Here is a 22,956-nt window from a genome sequence, read left to right on the forward strand (position 1 = left end):
GGGAGCAATAAAGTTCCGAAGAACATCTCAGCTCCCGTAAAACGAATAAAAGAAATTATGCAAATAATTTTGCCCATGCATTTACACGGACAGGAATTTCAGCTGTTGTCCGTCCTAATATATCACTAATCACCGCACAAAGGCTTGCCCCAACATCAATCACCGTCTGGGAGTTCTCAACGGTCAGGCCACCAATTGCACAAATAGGCACATCAAATTTTTGTCTTGCCTGTTGAATAACTTCAATCCCAACATTTCCCGCTTCTGGCTTGGTTGAGGTTGCATATATAGCTCCAAAAGCAACATAGCTCGCACCCTCGGCAATCGCTTTTTCAGCAAGTTCCAATGAGTTGAGGCAGGTACGGCCAATAATCACGCCTTGAGGCAGACGTTGAATTGCATCGGTGATTTCACCATCTGATTGTCCGAGATGAACACCTAGACCAAATTGTTCTGCCAGCGATAAATCATCATTAATCACAAATGGAACCTGATATTTTTCACACAGGATCTTAATCTGCTCCACTTCAAGCGGCTGATCGGCTTTTGCGATTTTTTTACGACGATACTGCAAAATGGCAATATGTCCTGTTGCCAATGCAACCTGTAGTTTTTCTAGTAATAATTGGATTGGATCATCATTGGTAATGAGGTATAGACCGTGCATAAATTACTCAGTTCAACATATAATTTTTCATTCATACTTTAGTCAATATCGCATTCAGAATCTATACCGATTATTTTATCATTCTATTTTTTGCTACAATATCAATCAAAATCGCTTTTCTTCTTATCTTTTGCATTACCTTGATTCAAGCACAGTCTACTGCTTCTCTCATTTCATCGGATTATGATTCACTTTAAACAGCCTGTCTATTCCGTAAACAAGGAATAGACTTTTAGATATTTTTATGCTTAACAATATGAAATACTTTATTTTTCCTCTAATAGAATAAAAAAAAAGCCGCACTATTAGAGATGCGGCAGAAAATTTTAATTCAAATCACTTATTACAAAGATCAACATCTGCTTGATAGCTTTGTGAAACTACATTTTTAACTTTATCCCAAACTATTGGGTTTTGATCTGAATATGTAGTTTTATACTGTATGCTACTACTTTTATAAGTAATTGCTACTGAAATATCTTTGTATGGTAAAGGACTACAGAAAGCAATTAACCTATTATTAGAACTTAAATAATCTTGCCATGTTGTATTTACTCTACGACAAGCAGCTTCTTTAGCTGTCTCACCCGATACTGCTAAAGGATCATACATTTTAAACGGTTGGAAGTTTTTCTCAGCAAATCCAGTATAACTCACAGCACATGCAATAGATGTATTATCATATAACCCACCATTAGAAGGATAAAGCGAAGCTGGAGCTGAATATGTTTCTATACGATCATCACCCTCAGCTGAAACACTATTTGTAATCATAGTGCCAGTGCCAGTGCCAGTGCCAGTGCCAGTGCCAGTAAAATCTAAACTACTTTTACCTGCATTTTTTAAATCTTTTAAATTTACTGTATAGATTTTTTTATAACTTGCTAATGCAACAATACCTGTTTTAGGATTCCAGGCGCCATAGGTCATTACTGTATCGTTTACACTATACTCATAACTAATCGCCCATGTCTCTCCATTATCCTGAGAAATATAAATACCATCCTGTGCAAGTAAAACTAAAGAATCCCCCGCCCAAAACATATCAGAAACATACACTGTTTGATTTGCATTTCTCTTCGTTTTAGGATAAGCATGATAAGTCCATTGCCAGTCAGCGGCATCTGAATTTGCTGGAGCTGTGATATAACTTTCCATATCGACATCGTTGGTACTATAGCGAATATATGGTTTATTTGGAGACCATACCACTTCATTTTTATAAGTAGGACATAATGAGTCAATATATCGGCTTTTTTCAGTAGGTAGATTGTTAACTTTATATTTACCTATAATTTTCCAAGATTTTATGTCAAATGGTGGCATCCCCATTATAGTTGAACAGCCCATAGCATAATCATTATCATGTTCATTAAAAATCAGTATATTTCCTTTAGTTCTACCTGATAATTTTGAACCAAAATTAGTACTTGGCAAATCAATCTCTTTTTTATTATTTAGAGAATAAATACGCTCATACTTAATACCATCAGTTGATCGATTAGTATAATCTCCCCGCTGGGATACACTTCTTAACCATACTCCTTCAGAATATTTCATACGAATGAATAGATCTTCAATTCCACAATTAGCCGTTTTATCTTTTTCTGCTTCCGTCCATGTTTTCCCACCGTCTACAGTAATTGTCATATCAGAACGAGGACATTCTAAGTGTGAAGCGGAATATTTTAAATTTTCACCATCTACATCATAATAATGGTCATCTGCTCTTTGTGCATACCAATTCACACCATTCAATGAACCACCTAAAACCTTGCCACCCACGAAAGCAAAACCATCGTCCAATGCTTTAAGTTTTGCGATATATTGATCATCCGCAAGCGTCAGCTTTAAATCAAAAGTCGCTGTTGAAGTTGGATTTTGATTTGTATTATTTGGCTGTGTAGGTGTCTGTGAACCTTGCTCATTAATTTGGCTATTAGACGGTGGGCTTAGACTTTTCTTATTTTTTTTATGGCATCCTGATACAGCCAACATACTTAGAAATAACACACTTAAAACTGGATACTTCATCACAATCCCCTTACACATATAAATATTCTTTAGTAGTGTTCAAGAAAAACTCAGCGCTGTCTATTCCATAAACAAGGAATAGAATTTTAAGTATTTTTATGCTTAACAGAATGAAATACTTGAATTTTATTATAATAAAATAAAAAAAAGCCGCACTGGAGATGCGGCAAAAACTAAACAGTTAAAATCAATTAAAAACGAAGCCAAAGACCCAACTTCGCCACTGGAAACCATTCAAGATTCGATTTAAATGATTCTTTTTCTGCTTCCAACGCAGCGCCTAGCGTAGTGGTATGGTCTTTATCCTGAACAGCCAGATTGCCATTTTCAGGATACAACTCGATGGTTGGCTTGCCTGCATATAACGCACCAATCTGGGTGGTTAATCCAAAACGGCTCGTTAATGCTGGACTCCAGCCAATGCCAATATATGGCATGGTTTTCTTTTCATAATGGAGGCTACCATAAACTTTACCGACTTTATTCGCATCAAAGGTTGCATCATCAAAAACATATTCAGCCGTTCCAAACAAGGCATTGTCTTCATTTGGTTCAAGCGAGCCTTTGATTTTATTATCCTGATTCACCATGCCAAGCGTTACATGGAATTTACCTGCAAATGGACGGATATTGGCATAAAACGATTTAACGTCTGTATCAATATCCATTTTATATTTTGTTCCATCCATCAGTTCAAAAGATGCAAACTCAACATCTTTCCACGATCCTTTATTAAAGCCTGCTGTCAGGTCAATATAAGGATTGACTGAGAAGCCCACACCACCGCCAAATCCAAAAATTCCAGCCTCGGCAAATGCAATAAATGGTTTACTGTCATGGGTATAGTTCAAACCTAAAATCCGTTTGGTTAGGTTTTCCTCACCAGTTTCTAGTTTTGAAGCTGGTTGAATCACAGGTTCTGCCACAACAGGTGAACTAAATCCTTGTTCAAGCGTAGTCGTTTGGACAGTGTCTGTAGCTGCCGCTGTTGTCACATTCGTGGCAGTATTTTGTTCCTGAGCAATGACTGGTGCCGTAGTGACCTGACTATTTTCCTGACGTGTTACATTTACATTCAATTCTGCCATAGTGGCTGTGGAAACCAGACAAATGCCACAGGCCAACACATATTTATTCATACCAAAACTTCCCCTTTAAAAGCACGCCATTTTGATAGGCGAAAACTAGCGCAATCGCTAAATACAAAAACATATCAATCATATTTTATTTATACTAAACAAAACATTCCTCAAATGAGGAATGGACTTTATTGAAAAATTCATATTCAACATTTTTAAATAGTTGATTTTTATTTTAAAAATAGAAAAGCCACACTGGAGGTGTGGCATTGAGGTGAAAAGCTGTTGTTTTAGTTTATTACACGAATAATCCGCAAATTATCAATAATCCAATAATTCCTCCCAAGTAATCGTTTTATTAATAAACAGTTTGTTATTACTAAATGACTGATAAATCACATTCGTTTCATCCGCATTTGCAGACACTGTGGCATAGTTTTGAGGATTGCTCATACTGCTTACTTTTAACAGACCATTATAAGCATTGGAATCTTCATTTTTAAAGAGGAATGGCTGCTCAGTATTAAATTTAATACCGTAATCTCCAACTTCACTTCCTGTTGAACTCGACTCACCACTCATCTTGATAGAGAACGCGTCATTCCCCATATCTTTACTCTCAAATTTGTAATTATTGAGTAGGTATTCAACCGTTCTTTTTTGTTTCTTCTCATCTATTTCTATAGAGCTCACTTTAAAATTATTGATTGTTACAGTTGAATTAAAATCATCACCTTCCGCAGTAACGATTCCATTAATGGTACTTTTCTCACCATCATCAATAATTAATTTATCATATTGATATGTATATTTATTTCCAGTTGCTGTCTTATTTACAGTACCAGAGACAGTAACATCATCCCCAAATAAGCCCTTACAATCATTAAAAGTAATTTTGTTGGCTGTTTTCGTGATTGTTCCACTTTTACACTGAACATTGTCATTATCAAAAGCGTCATCAGTTCCAGTAATTAAACCATCTGTAAAACCCATTGGCATGAGTACACTAACCGCTGAACCCACTAGCCCATTTACAGTCTCTTGATCATTCCAGTTAACGGTTTCCTTTGGGGTACTTGGTGTGCCCTCTCCACCATTACCTTTTGGTGAACTATTACTATTATTGTCAGAACCACCACATCCAGCCAATAGTAGACTGCCAACTAAAATACTTAAAATTGTATATTTCATCCTAATTTCTCTTTATTGAGTTTTACTGCTAGTTTTAGAGAAAAATGCTGTTTTGTCTATTCCTCAAATGAGGAATAGACAAAAGGATTTTTTATATATTTAGGTTATAACGTGGAAGATTCAACAGCAGCTTAACCAACTCAGCCTGACGACTGGTTGAAGTTTTTTTAAAAATGGAGTGAAGCTGTTTTCTGACTGTATCTAAATGAACCTGATGCTTTTGTGCTATTTCCTTTGGTAGATCACCCTCTAATAAAGACAAGGCAACTTTTGCCTCGGCAGGTGACAAATTAAATGCAGCATGTAATAAATGCGCATCAACAGTAGATGAATAACCTGGATGATAAAATGTCAGCATGACTGAGGGACGGATACCAAAAGCTTTCATTTCCTGTTCAGAAATGAGTAGCGTGGCAAAGATATATAAGATCTCATCATTTTCATCAATGATTTTAATACAGCCATCATCCAGTATCTGCTCAGATAATAATTGTCTGGATTTAAATAGATATTCAATATGTTTTAAATTCTCCATCAATTGGGATTGATAGGGTTCTGGTAAAATAAACTTATTGTCTTCAATTTTAAGAATTGTATTTTTATCAAATAACTGTTTAGCTGCCATGTTTAAGTGAGAGACCTGCCCCGCAAGATTTAAGAGCATAATCGGCTGAGATAATTTATCAATTAAGGCATAACCCATAATCGCTTTGGTTGAAAACTCATAGATATGCCGTTGAATCGCCACAACACGCTTTAGGTGTACAATCAATTGATCCAGAAAATCCAAATCTTCTTTCTTAAGCGGTTGCCTTTCTATTGAAGTAAACACACCTAAAAGGACACATAATTTATCATCTAAAATTAATTCATGCGCTGCGGTGTAACGCACCTGTATGGGCAATAAAATATTTTGGTAAAGCGCGGAGTGAGCAACAAACTCATCTGATACGGTATGATGGCACTGATACCAGCCCTGACGTTCAGGCCTTAGAAACTCTCCCCAACGTGGATCATCTTCAACTGAATAATGTAAGTATTTAACTTCTGTACTTGCGATTTCTTCTTCTGTGATTACACCCACACTGTGACTAAATGAAAATGCCTGTTTTTGAAAGTCCAGTGCCAAAATATGTACTAAGGAAAGATTAAGAACTTGATTTAGTCGTGTTGCAAATTTATTCCATCCCTGTGTGCCTAAAGGGATTTTATAAATAAGCTCTACAAGCTCATCGTAGTACATATTATAAGGATTCATAAACAGGACCTAGTTAAGGCAATTATATTTAAAATATAGCAAAATTTATTTGTAGAGAGATCAGTATCTTTTAATGGATAAAAATAGTAAATAATTGCCGCTTATAGTCAGAGTTTGTAATTTTTAAATAACGTATGCCGTCATGAACAAGCCAGTGGATGAGATTGTCAGTGAGTTGGGTTTCTAAATGACGTGTGCCGTCATGAACGAATGGGCTAAAGTCATGTGTGATTGGCATGATTTCTAAATGACGTGTGCCGTCATGAACTTCCGTGCATCCTCAATCCGCACAATTAAACTTTTCTAAATGACGTATGCCGCCATGAACACTAGCTGGTATGCGCCTAGATCACGCCTGATTTTCTAAATGGCGTATGCCGCCATGAACAGTTTTCCACATGATTCCGCTATCTTCACATTTTTCTAAATGGCGTATGCCGCCATGAACTAGCCCCGTTTTCACAACCCTGTTGGGTTGGTTTTCTAAATGGCGTATGCCGCCATGAACCTGGCAAGGTCGGTTGCAGTTAAAACACCTATTTTCTAAATGGCGTATGCCGCCATGAACATGTTGCTGTTGTTTTTGTTTTTGTTCTTCAGTTTCTAAATGGCGTATGCCGCCATGAACACGGTATTAAAGATGCAATCGAGGGCCAATACTTTCTAAATGGCGTATGCCGCCATGAACTGTGGTTGTGTCTGTTGAATATCAGCGCGTGGTTTTCTAAATGGCATATGCCGCCATGAACTATTACATTTGGAAAATATTGCCCATTTCAAATTTCTAAATGGCGTATGCCGCCATGAACTTTTGCTATATTCCACCTTTGCCTGATCTATCTTTCTAAATGGCGTATGCCGCCATGAACAAACGGATACGTCTAGGACGTTCAAAACGATGTTTCTAAATGGCGTATGCCGCCATGAACATCAATGATTTACAGGCCTGTGGCTTTTCCAATTTCTAAATGGCGTATGCCGCCATGAACTATTTCAGTTTTATAAACGTCTTGAAGCTGAATTTCTAAATGGCGTATGCCGCCATGAACATGCTCGCTCTCCTGGTGCTGGTCTTGTTGCTTTTCTAAATGGCGTATGCCGCCATGAACGGGAAGATGATACAGATTTACCACAAGTATTTTTTCTAAATGACGTATGCCGTCAGTAATAATAAAGTAAAAAAACAAGTTACAACAAACATTTATCATGGATTTTAGCAATTTACCCAATCAAAAAATGTCTTATTGTAACTTATTGATTTTATTAAGCTGTTAAAGAATAGAAAAAATATTGGGTTAAAACTCTGGCACTGTTGTCGTTCGACTTAGCCCATAGGTTCCAAATTCTCCATCTTTTGCTTCGTCAGCAACAAATTTACCAATGTATAGCCGATAAAACCGATCTATGTTTTCCTCACGTTTGGCACTTAAGCTTTTTAAACTTGTATAAGGCTCAATCACAGGTTGTTCAACATATTCCTTAAAATGTTGTTTCGCTTCATCCAAAGAGATATTGCGACGTTGTGCCTGATGCGCAATACGCTCTTGTAAATTCATTTTTGGATTAACTCGGAAATAATTAGCATGTCCAGTAATCTTTGCTTGAGGTACGTCACGAGGTTTTGTGATATGCACATAATCAATCAATCGTTCTAGCCATTTGTCTAAATTAAGCTGCTGTAGCTCGTTTTCAGTATTGGCAAAGATACGGATTTTTGTACCCAAAAATCCAAGTTTCTTTTGCTGATTAATACGATACTGCGGAAAAGATACACCAAACGGTATCTTTTCCTGTTCATCAATATGTTCAACAAAAGCAATATGGAGCTGGGTATAAACTTTTGACCATAATTCATATAGAGAAAAATCAGGGCTATCCATTAAAGTTAATTCAATATAATAGTTCATACACACTTTCCCTAAATACGAATATCTGTGACATATGCAAGTCCTTTCTTTCCTAAGTAAAAAGAGGATACTCCAGCATTTTCAATCTTTTCTTCCAAATCACGTGCCTGATCTTTAGAAATATTAAGATTGATAGTGAGTTCACCGCTCGCCTTACTTAAAATTGAAATTACTTCTCCTTCACCCTTTTTCTTCTCTTTAAGTAAAAAAGGATTGCCCCAAATTAACTTTTTACTACCTGTAGTATAACGATCCATAAAATCTTTTTTGGTAAACCCACGCTTTGAAATACCACTTAATCCACCACTTTTCGTTAATGCATTCGTGAGATCATACTTTTTAGATAATCTTTCAATTTGTAGATATAAAGCAGAAGCATACAAGCTCATTAAAGGTAATTGCTCTTTAGCATTTAAATAATTCACATCATCAAATTTACTTTGTAAAATATCTAAAGCATCTTTTATTGAATCAATGATATCAATTGCTTTTTCAGCATTCAGTAACTCAATCTGGCTACAAACTGTAATTGGATCAAGTTCAATATCAATTTTAATCTGATATTTTTCATCCAAAATAAACTGAACTACAGTATCCAAGTCTAACCAAAGAATGCCCCATAATTCAGAAGAATATTCCGACTTAAAGGCAGGATCATTCGCCTTAATCATGCCTGTAAATGAGTTTTGATCTGTGCTACCCGAAACATTTCGGATATAGACCATTTCATTACTGATCATTGATTTATCTATGATATCTTCATCTTGCAGAATTTTTTCGATCTCAGAAAAGTAGTATTCTTTATCTTGACGAGCTTGATAAAGCTTTCGTTGTTCACCAATTAATCGGTTTAAAATCCCCATAACAGTATCTTTAGTCACATCACGCTTTTTATAATTTCCTGCTTGTTTCAATGTAGTCATTGATGCGATGAAATTACGCCCACCTTTCGGTAATGGTTCATTATTTGACCCATCCAAAAAAGAGTTACGCCAAGAGGAATCATATTCAATAATAATCTGCATCACTCACCTCATTATTGCGCTTCAAAATAAACCGCATAATCCGATTGAGGTTCAGAGTTTGCTTGATCGGGATGACGTTTAATCCGCATCATTTTATTGCTATCGTTATAATCCACCTCTAAAGCATCAACACACATATAACCCTTGGCTTGTTTAATCACCAATTCTTGAAGCATGTTTAAAGTTTCATTGACAAGAATATCAATCGCAGTATTATCTAATAGAATTCCAACTTCGCCCTCATTAAAAATCGTACCTTTACGCACATAATTTTTATGGAAAACAGCTTTTGGTTCTTTTGATGGATCTAAACTTTTAATAAATTTTTGTACGGTTTCAGCAATTTTCTCACCTTCACCTTCTTTAATGAGCATGGATGCACGATCAAATTTTTTATCGAGTGAAATAAATTGCAATTGTTCAATACTAATTGAACCATAAGCTTCATATTCAGTATCACCAAAAGTTGTTTTAGAGAAAATTGAATTTTCACCCCGCTTATATGTTTTTGTACCATCTGCTTGTGTAATTTCCTCACTTGAACTCGCATTAGAAAGCTGTTCAAAGTTACCATTCCCTAATTGATCAATAAAATCTGTAATCAACAATGGACTTGTACGTTTACATTGGCTTGAAGGTACAACATAACCACGAATTAAACCTGTAACTGATGCTAAAACATCAATCAAATTTTTATCTTTAGCATAATGTAAATCAAATGACTGGTCACGAAATAAATGATGACGTATACAATTTTGGCTGATATATAACGGTGTTTCATCAAAATTAATATCCGATGCTTCTTTACGATATTTATAGCCTGTTTCTTCTTTGATCTTGCCTGATAAGTTACTAAATCCACGTAACTTAGGTAAAGTATGATTATCAACAGTCTTACCATCATGTCCCATCAATGATGTTGGACCATTCCAATTTACTACCCCATAACCATATGCTGTAATTTTAAAGTCCACGCTTTTTACGCCATTTACTTTAGCCATACTATTTTTCCTCGTGTGTTGTTGTTAAAAATTTTAGTTTATCTAATGAAATAGAGCCTATTGGCTGTTGATCTGTTATTGCATAATAAATTGCTTCAGAATGTCGAACTCCTGTCCCCCCTACTTTATTGAGATCATCTTCGATATAGCTTAGATATAAAGGAAAATCTGCGTCTCTTGCATAGCTTTCTAATACTGCACAACGAGCTTGCTGTTTTTTCTCAGGAATCCCTTTGACAGGATGCGTCGAATCAACATTGCCGTGCTTTTGTGCAATAAAGTTAATCAAACCTAAATCTTTGATAATATTCAATGATTCTGTCAGATTATCATATTCAGTAGTATCATCCAAAGGTGGTGTATAAGCATATCTATTTTCAAAAATCGGCTGTTTAAAATCATTCAAATTTAAAACCGCCAATTGCACAAAGCGACTATCACCTCGTAATGAATTTTTACTGATCTTTGATTTTCTTTCAGCCATTTTAGGTTTTATCACTTTGGTCGGTTCAGTCACCTTTTTATTCATTAGATCAATGCTTTTCTTTAATGCCTTGTTCATATCTTGCATAACAGCAGACCTATCACCTAACTGCATTTGTTGTTTATAAAATTCACTATAAAGCTTATATAACTCAGCAATCTTAAATACTTTTCCATTCAAACGATCTTGTAAAAAGTCATACCACGCTTTAGTTGTTTGCAAACTATTTAATTGATTTAAAAAATAAGCCAATGAACCTTTGCAACTACCATTTTTCACATTTTCAGTAATCGCAATCTGTAAAATATTAACATCTCTACTTTCACCAAAGCGATCTAAACGCCCCATGCGCTGTAACATATTTTCAGGTGAAGTCATTTCACTTAACATATGTTTACTTGTAATATTTAATGATGCTTGTACAATCGGACCACTTCTTAATACATCATATTTTTGTGAGCCATCTTTTTTAAATGAATCAAACACTTCATCAAACCATATCTTTTTATCACTTCGTTTATATTTGGAGTGGAATAAGACACTATTCTCTTGATTTTTTTGATAAATAAAACCAAGTTGTGCCGTTTGTGCTGTATTGGAAATAATAAAAGTTTGATCTGAGTAAGTTTTATAAAATGGATTTCCCTCAATAACAGATTCATCATAATCAACAAAATCAATTTGGTATTGGCTTTGGTTAAAAGATGACATTTCAATAACATCATCTTTATGTACATTTAAAATATTTTCCAAATAATAGTAATGTGGCGTTGCCGAAACCAACAAAGTATTTTTCTCACAGCGTTTACGCATATTCTTATTGGTGATGAGTTCTGCAAATAAAAGATTAAAAATCTCCATGCCGATATATTCATGATACTCATCAAATACCACATACGCATCTATAAAAGGCAATAAACTATTCACATTGGTATGAGTAACAATTGAACCTAGAATTTGGTCAATTGTGGTGACAACGACATCACCAGAAAAAGGTTCTGGCTCATTTTTAATTTTGCCACCTTCATTGATATATTTAAATTCACCTGTCAAAATCTCAACTTTTGCATCAGGTAAATAATCCTGTGTTAATTCCTCAAAAATCCCTTGGCAGACTTGCACACGTGGGCAAACCCAAATAATTTTCTTAGCATCTTTAAGTCTTGCCCATTCCAAAGCAATTTTAGTTTTGCCACAACCCGCAGGACCAGCAAGCACAGCTATATCTCGTAAATCTGCAAGCTCTTGTGCAACTTGATTTTGCTTTTGTGTTCTTTCACTATCAGGAAATTTGTACTCTACATTTTTTAAATGTTCTGCTAAATTCGATAAAATTTCTTGATCATCTAACAATTCATCTAACCGTTTTTCAGCAATATAATCCATTAAATCTTGGGCGGTTTGTTTTGATACAATGCGGTCAGCACTAATCACGCATGCTCTTAATAAGTTATGCTGTGCATTTATTTGAATTTTTCCAGTCAGCACATCTATCGAATCTGTACTTGCATAAGATTTAAACTCAGGAAAATTCCGACTTTTAAAACTATATTCAAAATTTTCAATCAATGTGTTTAAGTTTTCTTCATTCCAAGGCAAATTTTGTTCAATCAACTCAATCGCATCAAAATGTTTAGCGATTCCATTTATACGTTTAATAACATTTGTACTATTTATAACTAAAATCGAAAATTTTTCAGCACTAATATTTTTAATTAAATATTCATAGGCTTTATAACTACTTGTAAAGTCATCATTTTGACGATAGGGCTTGGCGTGATGCCAATACAAAACATGTTGAATGCTTTCTTTCTGACGATTATTTAAATTCTTACATTGCGACTCTAATAAATTAAATATTAATAATGAAATTTCATTATGGCGAGGATGCTTATCAAAAGTGAATTTCACATCAATATGCTGACCATCTTCCTCAGGATCTTTTTGCTTACCTTTTTTCACCCAATCCTGAAAATGAGGATCTAATTTACCAAGATCATGTAAGCAACCTGCTAAAAATGCTACTTTAGATAGATTTTCATATTCATCATTATCAACAATTTTTTTAAACAGTTGCTGTGCTAAATAACCAATTGCAAATGAATGCTCTGCTAAAGGCTGTAATCGAGTATTTGCATAAAACTCGTCTTTTTTCGCTTTCATTGTCATCACATCCATAAATACTTCTTTTTGTGTACTATTCACAGGTACAATACCCTGTTCATTAAATTTATTCCGATTGCCCACAATCCACATCAATTCACTTCTACGACGACAACGTATCCAGTGACAGGAAACTGCGGTATTTTTGGTCACAGTTTTTCTCAACAATTTCTTAACAGCAACCAGCCCCTCTTCCGTAATCACTGTTTGCCAAGTGTTATCGCCTATTCGATCAGCAAAGGCATCCAGCACTCGACGAGTGCGAGCTAAAGCTTTCTTTTCACATTGGGAAATGAATGTGACAATCATAATTCATCCCCCTGATTTAAAAAGTTTCTGCAAGCTTGCAATTTGACCTGTTCAAACATCCAATCCAGACACCGATATTCGGTAAATTTTTGAAGTAACTGTTGGCGGAACTCCTGCTCAGTCATGCCCTCTTTGGCACAAATAAAAGCCCACGGCAACACCACCGCATCTTTAATCAAATCTGCTACATCAAAGACTAAAGCTCCACGTCTGGTTTTTCCATGCATTACCGCGAAACTATGACTAATACCTAAGACCCAAAGCGTTGTCGCACTGAGCCCATAAGCCAAATAATTCCCATGATTCAAAAAATCATTGGCTAAATCCCCTTGTTCTGGATTACGTTCAAAACTGAGTTTGCAACGAGTCGCCGCAATTTTATAAAGCTGTTTAGTAGTCATGGCTTCGGCAAGCAATAGATCTCCAACTTTGTTTTGACGTGGAATTTTTTTCTCAAAACCAGTTAAAGCTTGTTAAATATCCGCATCATCCAGATAAAAACCCTCCTCTTTTAAGTCTTTATCTTTGGCCCAGATCCTACGGATAAATTCAATACGGGCGATTTGAAAGGCTTTTGCCACCTCCAAACGTTTGGCTTCATCAAACCAGAAACTCATCCAGCCTTGCATGTATTCAGTGGGGCGATATTCACTTTGTGGGGTCAGCCATTCCACTTCACTGCCTGAAAATAAAGGCGTTCCGCCACCACCACAAAAGCCGACCAATACGCCTGCACTACACAGCATTCGCATTGCCGCTTGAGTAATAGATGTACCTGTTCCCAATAAAATCACTGTGGTGTTAGCGATCGGAATATTCCAGTATTGATTTTCCCTTGCTTTTTGATGGGAAGTGGCTTCGGTCAGGTATAGAACTCGCCCATCTTTTTGCATCACTCGACAATGTTCAAGGTAATATAAATTTGCTCGTTTAGAATGTAATATTGCTTTTAAGTCAGATGGGTTAAATTGTTCCATTCTTTTGATTTCTCTTGTTTTTTCTTATACTACTTGAACAGTTCGCAATAAAAAAGCTGCCGAAGCAGCTAGGCGACACCTGATGTCGTTTTAATAAGTATTTTTAAGATTAAGACTCAATTTTATCAAACTGGCGATCAATTAGACTTAAGCGACCACGCACGATATCAGACAACATTCTCCAGTCAGAGATAAAGCTGTAAAATGGTTGTTTAAAACTGGCTGGCTTATTATGTTCATGAAAGAAGTGCCCCACCCACGCACAGGCATAACCAGACACCAAACCATAAGCCAAGTATTTTGCCTTACGTTGACGGATAGCTTTCGTCCAAAAATAAATACCGAGAGAACTACCAACCGCATGTAAACGACGGCTATTGATATTGCGGTGTTCAGTTAAATAAAAGCGATAAAATTCATTATAGTTTTTAATGGGTAATACGAATTCCACTGGCTGAGTGATATTTGCTGGTGCATTCATTTTATGATCGTCCTAATCGTGCAAAAACTCTTCACACGTTACTGCATTTCTTGAACAAAATAAAGTTATTGTATTGCAACATACTTTCTCTTCAAAAAACTTTAACAATCATTTGTGTGATCAACAGGCTATACTCATTTCAATTCATTATTTTAAATGGTCAGGAGCCATCAGGTCATGGAAATCGAGCTTAAATTTCAACTTCCTGCATCCAAGAAAAAAAGTGTCTTACAAATATTAAATAAGCATAAGGCACAAAAAATTCATTTACAGGCCAAATATTACGATACGCCTGATCGCTTACTCGCCAAAAATTATGTGGCGATTCGCTTGCGTCAGGAGGGAGATGGCTGGGTACAGACCTTTAAGGCAGCCAGTAAAAATCATTTACAACGGATAGAAGAAGATGTTGTATTGGGCAAATGTGAACAGGAACCTGAACTTGATTTGTCGCTTTATCAGCATAACCAGACCGTTCAGAGTGTGTTGCAAGACATTCTGGGTGATGCACCTGCTAATTTACAATTGCAGTTTCAAACTGATGTGCAACGTACTTATCACTTATTTGAATTTAACAATTCACAGATTGAAGCGTGTCTGGATGATGGTGAAATTCGTACAGGCAAAGATCAGGCGAAAATCTGTGAAGTTGAGTTTGAACTCAAGCAAGGTTCTGCTCAGGATTTAATTGAATTTGCTCAAACATGGGTAGGAAAATATCAATTATGGCTGGATGTGCGTAGTAAGGCAGAACGTGGCAATTTATTGGCTATGGAGAAAAAATCCTCTCCTGCCACCAAAGCAAAATCACTTAAATTAGATCCGAATCTATCGGCTGAACAGGCACTGAAATTGGTGATTGAAAATGGCTTAAACCATATTCTACCCAATGCGGCTGCCATTGCTGGTGGCGTGGCTGAGGCAGATCATATTCATCAGGCACGGGTGGGTTTGCGTCGTTTACGTTCAGCATTAAAACATTTTTCCAATTGGTCACAACATATCAATCCTGCTTGGGAAAGTGAGTTAGCTGATATTTTTAGGGCATTGGGTCAATCACGTGATCATGATGCCATTCAGGATTCCGTCATTCCATTGATCAAGGAAGTCTGTGATTTTGATTTTGCATTAAGCTCCAGTAGCGATCCTGAAATTGCCACACGTTTAAGCAATACTCAAACCACACAATTATTTTTATCTCTCCTTAGCTTTATTTACAGTGAAAATGAAGCAAAGACCAAATTGTCCAAACAGGTCGCTAAAAGCTTAAGCAAGCTCTATCACAAGATTTTAAAAGATGCCGCCCAATTCCCTGAACTTTCCATAGAACAGCAACATCGTACCCGTAAGCGAGTTAAGCAGTTACGTTACTGTATTGACTTTACTGCTGGGCTTTATCCTGAAAAGCAGGTTCAGCAATTTCTGAATAAATTGCAACCGATTCAGGAATATTTAGGTTTTTATAATGACCTATTTGTGGCTGAGCAGATTTTCCAGCAACAAGCAGCAGAACAAGCTCAGTTCTTGTTTGCATTGGGTTGGGTCAAAGCTCAGCAGCCGCATGTAGCAAAAAAAGCAAATAAAAAGCTACAGGTGCTTTCTCATAAAGATATTTTTTGGGCGTAATTGTTTCTTTTATATAGCTAATCCAAGCAGCAAGTACAACAAACTAAAACCAGCATTTACTATCGTGGTGGGTGGCATGGATGCCGCCTGTTTGGCTGTGATACAAGGAAGTATCATCAGCCAAACAAATGGTTTTATCTACTTTGTCCGAAAACAAAGTAGGAAATCGCCTATGCGAAAACATTTAAACTTTACATAATGTTAGTGGCTGTGCAGTTATTTATCAAAACTAATACCCTACTCTTAAAAAGATATTTACTAAACTTAGACTATTCTCAGCGATACTTTCCAAAAATTTTCCAAATACCATTATCCGCAATCGGATCACTATAACTATCATTACGCTGTTTACGGGGTTTATCCCGTGCATCCACCAGTTGAAAATGTGGCTCAACACTTAAAATCATGCCATTCATATAGAAACGGGTTCGGGTATATTCACTCTGCCCATGCTGGAACACATAGGTCCGTAAATCAATAAATTCTCGATGTGCGACCAAAGCAGCCGTATCATCACTTTCTAACCATTCTTGCATAGCAAAAATCTGATCGGTTTCGAACTGCCCACATTTTTCCACCAGTGCCGCCACCCCGCGAAAAGTTTTAGATTCTTTGGCACGGGTTTTATTGATGCGGATACGGTCAACATGAAAGAAAAATAACGGCAAATTTAAATGACTGGGTAAATGAATCGCATCCACCACTTCATCCTGCATAAATGGCTGGCAAAGCTGCTGTGCCCGCTCGATCAAAGGCTGCCATTGTCGATAGTATTCATCCACTTCATGTTTCAGGCCATAATAAATCGGCAAGCCTTCTACATGCTGTAAATATTGCGGAGGATGAATATGTTGGCGCAGTAAGGCAATATCGGTTTTTAAGCTTTGCATCGCAATTGCATCTGACATTTTGGTTATTCTGTTTTGCTTAGGCTATTTTAGATTAAGGCAAAGGTTTAGTTTCAGCAAGGCTTTGTCTATAATAGTGTGTCTTAATTTGTCGCTGGAAATAATCATGTCTCAAAAAATTAACGCCACTGATGTGACGGAAGAAGACGCTTTAAATGCAATATTTTTTGAGCGTGCCGATGAATTTATCAAACAGGCCAATGAATTTTGCCGCCCGCCAAAAGGACAAAAAACTGATCCAGCCGAGTTACGGGGGCAAGTCAGTGCAGCCATGTTATTTGGAACAGCCCGCTTTAATACCTGGGTGGCAGCCAATAATTTTAAAGATGGCAATGAAATGCGTGATGCTAAAGAACAGGTGATGTCTTATATCTTGCAGCAGTTCCAGATGATGCTTGAAGACAACTTTGATGAATATTGTGACCAGTTTGAAAACTATTTACGTTTCCGTAAGAATGAAGATTTCCATGCACATAAACATGATCATTAATGATCTCCATATAAATAGTAAAGCCACCGATTGGTGGCTTTACTTTTGATCATTTATTTTCTAGCCTGAGCCTGCCCATACTGATCCGCCATCACCTCAACAAACTGATCCAGCTTTATATATTTCCTGATCACGGCATCTACATCAGCCTTGCTCAGCTTGGCAATCTCCTGATCACGCTTTTCACGATCCAGTAGGGTTTTATTACGTTCCAACTGTGCGGTTAACATGCCATGAATCTTGCGCTCATCTTCCAAGGAAGTGACACGTTTTTTCATAATATCGGCTTTGGCTGCTTCCAGTTCCTGTTCAGTTACACCTTTACTCAACAAGTCTGTCAAAACCTTATGCACAGACTGGGATACCTGATCAGAACGTCCAGCGGTATAGTTCGCTGTAATACTGATTGAGCCACTTTCTGTATCTGAATCCAAGTCCAGATTACTGCCAAAACCATAGACCAGCGCATTCTTTTCACGTAGTTCCTGTGCCAAACGTGAGGAAAGCTGCGAGTTCCCCATAATATGACTGAGAATAATCAATGCTGGTGCATCTGGATGGTAAGCACCAACAGGCATGGTAAGAACACTTTGGTAACTTCCAAACTCTCGCTGTTCTGACAGGGCATGTACTTTCTGCGCTTTAAAAGCGACATAAGGTGAAGTGATCTTTTGATAAGCCTGTTTGGTTTTCCACGAACCAAACGCTTTCTGCAACATTTGCTGCATCTTTTTCGGATCAAAATCCCCTGTTACCGCAATTTGGGCATGGTTGGTCACGAAGAATTGGTTATAGAACTGTTTAATTTGCGCTTGAGTCGCATCATTTAACTGTTTCTTGACCAGATCAGGCTCAAAGTGATAACGCATATCACCAGGCTGGTAGGTTTCCAGCAATCTTGCCAAGGTCATGGATGCAACAGTGGCAGGCTCGGTATACGGGCGATCCAGTACCGACAAGCTTTGGTTTTTCGCCAGATCAAATTCAGACTGGGCAAATTTAGGTTGCTTAACCACCTCAATAATAAAGTTGAGGAAATCTTCAAACTGGTCTTTTTTGGCATTGATGTTAATGGTCAAACCATTGCCATTTGACGTGACAGAAGCTCCACCACTTGCCGCAATTGCTCTATCGGTAATTTCCTGCAAGCTATGCTTTTCTGAACCACGCAGCATCAGGTAGCTGGTCAGGTCTAAAGTGACACCCTTGCCAAATAAGGTTTTTTCATCGCCAAAGTCCAGACTGATGGTGGCATAAGTTTTGTCATCGCGTGTTGGTATTGGGAATAAGGCATAGCGAATACCGTTTTTAAATTCACCACGTTGAATCTTTTGCTCATTCTTTTGCAACTGCTGGGCAGATTGAGTGACAAACTGGGTGACTTCCTGCTTATAAACGCTGGCATCTTTCAATGGTTCAGCTTTCTCAGCACTCTGGTCCAGCGTTTTAGGTTTTTCCTGAGTATTTTGAGCCATTGCCTTTTTCTGGTCTTCAGGTGTTGGCAAGATGTCTCCAGAAATACGGTGTGATGAAACTAAAAACTGCTTCAAGATCTGGTTGGCATCATTCAACTTTAAGTCCTGAATGGCCTGTAAATCTTTAAAATACTGATCCCACTGTCCATGTGAAGCCACAGCATAATCACTCAGGCGTGAACCTAAAGCTGTCGCATCCTTGGCAATAGTATCAGCGGCATTCTTGGTCATGTTCTTGACCCGCTGCAACTCTGCATCGGTAAATGGCTGGCTATTTTCCACACCTGTCGTTAAGGCTTCATCGACTTTTTTGGCATCATGATTCGGCGCATAAATCGCCCCCATAAACACCAGATTAAAATCCTGATCTAGCCATGTTGTGGATTGCACAGCGGTGCTAATACCTGTTTCCACCATACTCTTATATAGGGTACCACTCGGCTGCATGGTATAGAGTGCGGGCGCCATCGACAAGGCAGACTGTAGCTGTGCATTCTGCCCATTCATATAGACATGGAATTTGGCCAGGTCACTACCCTTTTGCACAGTAAACTGACGCTGCTCAATCTTACTGGAATCCAGTACAGGCACTTTTACAGGTGCAGGCACAGCCCGTGCTGGAATGGGGCTAAAATATTGATCAATTTTATTCAGTACTTCCGTTTTATCAAATTTACCTGAAATAACCATGATGGCATTATTTGGTGCATACCATGTTTTATAGAATTGGTTGAGTTCGTTCATGTTAATGGATTTTAATTCTGGCAAATCTCCAATCGGCAAACGCCCCAAATATTGATTACCGTATGCCGCTTTAAACATCTGATCCATTAAAACCGCAAAAGGCTGATCCATACGGATTTCGCGTTCACGTTTCACGATCTCGATTTCAGACGGTACAAATTTCTCCTGCAACACCAACTTGTCCATACGCTCAGATTCGAGGTACAGGATTTCATTTAAGGCGGTTTTTTCTGGACGGACAATATTCAGATACTTGGTGGAGTAATAGTCAGTACTGGCATTGGTCATCAGGGTATATTGGTCTAAACGGCGTTGAAACTCTTCACCCTTGACATTTTGTGTGCCTTTAAAAGCCAGATGTTCCAGTAAATGAGCCAGACCACCCTTGCCTTTTGGATCATTCAATGAACCTGTCAGGTAGATTGTGTTGACGTAAACCTTGTTTTCTTTATCGTTTGGTGCAAGAATAACTCTGAAACCATTATCTAATTTATACTCTTCAATATTTTTTTCAGTTTTGACCAGTACTGTCTGAGACCAGGAAGTTGCACTTAACCCGATTAAACAAAGAGAAAGGGTAAGCTGCTTAAACCGCATTAACATAGATTATCCAAGTATTTTTGGTGATTTAAATAAAAACAATAAGCTATAGTAGAGAACGATTCGCATTTTTAATAGTGATGTTTTGAAAAAAGCTGCTGATTTAAACAGCTTTTTTCTTTGTTTTTATAGAGATTTAGTTACAAATCAGATCATCAGTTCGGCCTGCATGTATAGTTTCGCATAGCCTGAGATTTCAATACGCTGTTCCGACTCAATGACACATTCCAGAATCCCACCTCGAGTGGAGGCCTGATAAGCTATCAGCCGTTTTTTATCCAGTTTTTCCGCCCAAAGCGGTGCAATTGCGGTATGAATTGAACCCGTTACAGGATCTTCGGCGATACCAACTGCTGGGGCAAAATAACGCGAAACACAGTCAAACTTCCCCTCACCTCTGGCAGTTATGGCAACATCAGGTTGAGATGCGGTAATGGCGGCACGTAATCTGCCTAACTGTTTTAATTTCTCAAAATCTGGCTGCTCATCCAATACATCCTGTACCGACTCATACTCAACAATATAGGCCTGGGCATTGAGATAGACGGCCTTAAATGGCTTGCTCAGACCCTCACGAAGTTCCTGCGGATAGTCTGACACCAGTTCAGCCCTACGAATTGGAAAATTCATTTTAATTTTGCCATCATCTTCCTGACTGACCACAAAAATTCCCAGCTTACGTACATGAAACTGAATGGTTTTCTCAGCAGTAAAATCCTTAAACAACACAAAGGCACTGGCCAAGGTGGCATGGCCACAAAAATCAACCTCAGCCGTTGGGGTAAACCAGCGGATTTCATAATTGGTCTTATCCACCTTTTTGACAAATGCAGTCTCGGATAGATTGTTTTCCAGCGCAATATTCTGCATCAGGATGTCATCCAGCCATTGCTCGGTGACAATCACCGCCGCAGGATTGCCCTTAAATAGTTGTTTGGTAAACGCATCCACCTGATACATTTTCATTGCACAGCACTCTCAAGATTTTTAATTTATTTTGAACACATGGTCTATAAATGATAGATACAGATTTTTTTAAATTTACGATACACGACCAGCTCTGTACATTTGACAGAAATTGAAAGTTCAATAGCTTGATAAAAGCATGAATAAAAAAGAGTGGTCGAAACCACTCTTATAGGACAAATAAAAACTTATTCGCCCATATGCTCAATGATTGCCTGACCAAATTCAGAACAGCGCAACAAGGTCGCACCTGGCATTAAACGCTCAAAGTCATAGGTAACAGTTTTCGCCTCAATCGCCCCTGACACACCCTTGATGATCAAGTCAGCAGCCTCTGTCCAGCCCATGTCACGCAGCATCATTTCAGCAGAAAGGATGATTGAACCTGGGTTAACCTTATCCTGTCCCGCATATTTCGGTGCTGTACCATGAGTGGCTTCATACACCGCAATTGCCCCACCAATGTTTGCACCTGGCGCAATCCCAATACCACCGACCTCTGCCGCAAGTGCATCGGAAATATAGTCACCATTGAGGTTCAATGTGGCAATGACAGAGTAGTCTGCTGGGCGCATCAGGATTTGTTGCAGGAATGCATCGGCAATCACATCCTTGATCACAATGTCCTTACCCGTTTTCGGATTCTTGATTTTTACCCACGGCCCACCATCAATTAGCTGACCACCAAAACGCTCCACTGCAAGCTCATAGCCCCACTCCTTGAACGCCCCTTCGGTATATTTCATGATATTTCCTTTGTGAACCAGTGTCACAGAGGGTTTGTCATTATCAATCGCGAATTGAATGGCTTTCCGTACCAAACGCTGGGTACCTTCTTTGGATACAGGCTTGATCCCGATGCCACAGCCCTCAGGGAAACGGATTTTGGTAACACCCATTTCTTCTTTCAGGAACTTAATGACTTTCTTTGCTTCTGGAGAATCGGCTTTCCACTCAATCCCAGCATAGATGTCTTCCGAGTTCTCACGGAAAATCACCATATCCGTCAACTCAGGATGTTGCACGGGTGATGGCACACCCTCAAACCAGCGCACTGGACGCACACATACATATAGGTCCAATTCCTGACGCAGCGCGACATTCAGGGAACGGATACCACCACCAACTGGTGTGGTTAAGGGACCTTTAATTGAAACAATAAACTCACGCAAAGCTTCAAAAGTTTCTTCTGGCATATAAGTGCCATAAATCCTGTCGGCTTTTTCGCCGCAATAAACTTCCATCCATTCGATCGAACGTTTGCCACCGTAAGCTTTTTGAACAGCAGCATCTACAACTGCCTTCATTGCTGGTGTAATATCCACACCAATACCATCACCTTCAATGAAAGGAATGATAGGATGATTTGGAACATTCAGTGACAGGTCTGTATTAACTGTGATTTTGTCACCATCTGCAGGAACCACGATCTTCTGATAACCCATTGTACAGGTTCTCCCTCATGTAGCTGGCGATTAATGTATACCTTGTTTTTTATGGCATACTTTGATTTTTTACTTCCTGATTCAGTGTAATTCAATCTTGTATCTTTTTAGATTTATATGAGAAAT

The 22,956-nt window shown here is 38.0% G+C and carries 16 protein-coding genes, 1 pseudogene and 1 CRISPR repeat array; of the genes and pseudogenes, 2 read left to right on the forward strand and 15 right to left on the reverse strand.

What is annotated here, in order from left to right; translation table 11 throughout:
• Positions 1 to 55: 55 nt before the first annotated feature.
• The 11 genes and pseudogenes from thiE to QTA56_RS11040 all read right to left on the reverse strand — a co-directional run bounded on the left by thiE (position 56) and on the right by QTA56_RS11040 (position 14,576).
• Positions 56 to 667, reverse strand: coding sequence for a thiamine phosphate synthase (gene thiE / locus QTA56_RS10990; RefSeq protein ID WP_267980993.1), 612 nt, complete (start codon positions 665 to 667; stop codon positions 56 to 58).
• Between the two features lie 336 nt (positions 668 to 1,003).
• Positions 1,004 to 2,701 (reverse strand): hypothetical protein, encoded by a 1,698-nt coding sequence (locus tag QTA56_RS10995; protein ID WP_267980994.1) that lies wholly within the window; start codon positions 2,699 to 2,701, stop codon positions 1,004 to 1,006.
• Between the two features lie 191 nt (positions 2,702 to 2,892).
• Positions 2,893 to 3,840: a hypothetical protein gene (locus QTA56_RS11000; RefSeq protein WP_267980995.1), complete on the reverse strand. Its 948-nt coding sequence runs from the start codon at positions 3,838 to 3,840 to the stop codon at positions 2,893 to 2,895.
• 261 nt (positions 3,841 to 4,101) lie between these two features.
• Positions 4,102 to 4,971: a hypothetical protein gene (locus tag QTA56_RS11005; RefSeq protein ID WP_267980996.1), complete on the reverse strand. Its 870-nt coding sequence runs from the start codon at positions 4,969 to 4,971 to the stop codon at positions 4,102 to 4,104.
• A 91-nt stretch (positions 4,972 to 5,062) separates the two neighbouring features.
• Entirely contained in the window at positions 5,063 to 6,229 is a 1,167-nt protein-coding gene (locus QTA56_RS11010) for a helix-turn-helix transcriptional regulator (protein ID WP_267980997.1), read from the reverse strand.
• Positions 6,230 to 6,349: 120 nt separating this feature from the next.
• Positions 6,350 to 7,398: direct repeats of the CRISPR family, unit length 28 nt; unit sequence TTTCTAAATGGCGTATGCCGCCATGAAC.
• A 126-nt stretch (positions 7,399 to 7,524) separates the two neighbouring features.
• On the reverse strand, positions 7,525 to 8,136 hold the full coding sequence (cas6f, locus tag QTA56_RS11015; protein WP_267980998.1) for a type I-F CRISPR-associated endoribonuclease Cas6/Csy4: 612 nt from the start codon (positions 8,134 to 8,136) through the stop codon (positions 7,525 to 7,527).
• An 11-nt stretch (positions 8,137 to 8,147) separates the two neighbouring features.
• Complete coding sequence (gene cas5fv, locus QTA56_RS11020; RefSeq protein ID WP_267980999.1) at positions 8,148 to 9,161, reverse strand: type I-Fv CRISPR-associated protein Cas5fv; 1,014 nt, start codon at positions 9,159 to 9,161, stop codon at positions 8,148 to 8,150.
• A gap of 11 nt (positions 9,162 to 9,172) precedes the next feature.
• Positions 9,173 to 10,162, reverse strand: a complete 990-nt coding sequence (cas7fv, locus tag QTA56_RS11025) for a type I-Fv CRISPR-associated protein Cas7fv (protein WP_267981000.1) — start codon at positions 10,160 to 10,162, stop codon at positions 9,173 to 9,175.
• A gap of 1 nt (position 10,163) precedes the next feature.
• Positions 10,164 to 13,118 carry a CRISPR-associated endonuclease Cas3'' gene (locus QTA56_RS11030; protein WP_267981001.1) on the reverse strand — a complete coding sequence of 985 codons (2,955 nt, stop codon included), beginning with the start codon at positions 13,116 to 13,118 and terminating at the stop codon, positions 10,164 to 10,166.
• Positions 13,115 to 14,095 (reverse strand): annotated as a pseudogene (cas1f, locus tag QTA56_RS11035) (type I-F CRISPR-associated endonuclease Cas1f). The gene QTA56_RS11030 and the pseudogene cas1f overlap by 4 nt, the downstream one beginning before the upstream one ends.
• Before the next feature lie 109 nt (positions 14,096 to 14,204).
• Entirely contained in the window at positions 14,205 to 14,576 is a 372-nt protein-coding gene (locus QTA56_RS11040) for an Mpo1-like protein (protein WP_267981002.1), read from the reverse strand.
• A 177-nt stretch (positions 14,577 to 14,753) separates the two neighbouring features.
• Here QTA56_RS11040 and QTA56_RS11045 point away from each other — a divergent pair, with 177 nt between their 5' ends.
• Positions 14,754 to 16,202 (forward strand): CYTH and CHAD domain-containing protein, encoded by a 1,449-nt coding sequence (locus QTA56_RS11045; protein WP_267981003.1) that lies wholly within the window; start codon positions 14,754 to 14,756, stop codon positions 16,200 to 16,202.
• 275 nt (positions 16,203 to 16,477) lie between these two features.
• Here QTA56_RS11045 and QTA56_RS11050 read toward each other — a convergent pair whose 3' ends face one another.
• The gene (locus tag QTA56_RS11050; protein ID WP_267981004.1) at positions 16,478 to 17,110 is read right to left on the reverse strand and encodes a hypothetical protein; all 633 of its coding nucleotides are present in this window, start codon (positions 17,108 to 17,110) and stop codon (positions 16,478 to 16,480) included.
• Positions 17,111 to 17,216: 106 nt separating this feature from the next.
• Between QTA56_RS11050 and QTA56_RS11055 the strand changes: the two genes are divergently transcribed.
• Positions 17,217 to 17,600, forward strand: coding sequence for a DUF3144 domain-containing protein (locus QTA56_RS11055; RefSeq protein ID WP_267981005.1), 384 nt, complete (start codon positions 17,217 to 17,219; stop codon positions 17,598 to 17,600).
• 53 nt (positions 17,601 to 17,653) lie between these two features.
• On the opposite strand, the gene QTA56_RS11060 is transcribed toward QTA56_RS11055, so the two are convergent.
• From QTA56_RS11060 to icd, 3 genes are all read right to left on the reverse strand, one after another.
• Complete coding sequence (locus QTA56_RS11060) at positions 17,654 to 20,422, reverse strand: M16 family metallopeptidase (protein ID WP_267981006.1); 2,769 nt, start codon at positions 20,420 to 20,422, stop codon at positions 17,654 to 17,656.
• A gap of 144 nt (positions 20,423 to 20,566) precedes the next feature.
• Positions 20,567 to 21,385, reverse strand: a complete 819-nt coding sequence (locus tag QTA56_RS11065; RefSeq protein WP_267981007.1) for a PhzF family phenazine biosynthesis protein — start codon at positions 21,383 to 21,385, stop codon at positions 20,567 to 20,569.
• Between the two features lie 188 nt (positions 21,386 to 21,573).
• Positions 21,574 to 22,830 carry an NADP-dependent isocitrate dehydrogenase gene (gene icd / locus QTA56_RS11070; RefSeq protein ID WP_267981008.1) on the reverse strand — a complete coding sequence of 419 codons (1,257 nt, stop codon included), beginning with the start codon at positions 22,828 to 22,830 and terminating at the stop codon, positions 21,574 to 21,576.
• Positions 22,831 to 22,956: the final 126 nt, after the last annotated feature.

The organism is Acinetobacter thutiue (assembly GCF_030385805.1).
GTDB classification, from domain to species: domain Bacteria; phylum Pseudomonadota; class Gammaproteobacteria; order Pseudomonadales; family Moraxellaceae; genus Acinetobacter; species Acinetobacter corruptisaponis.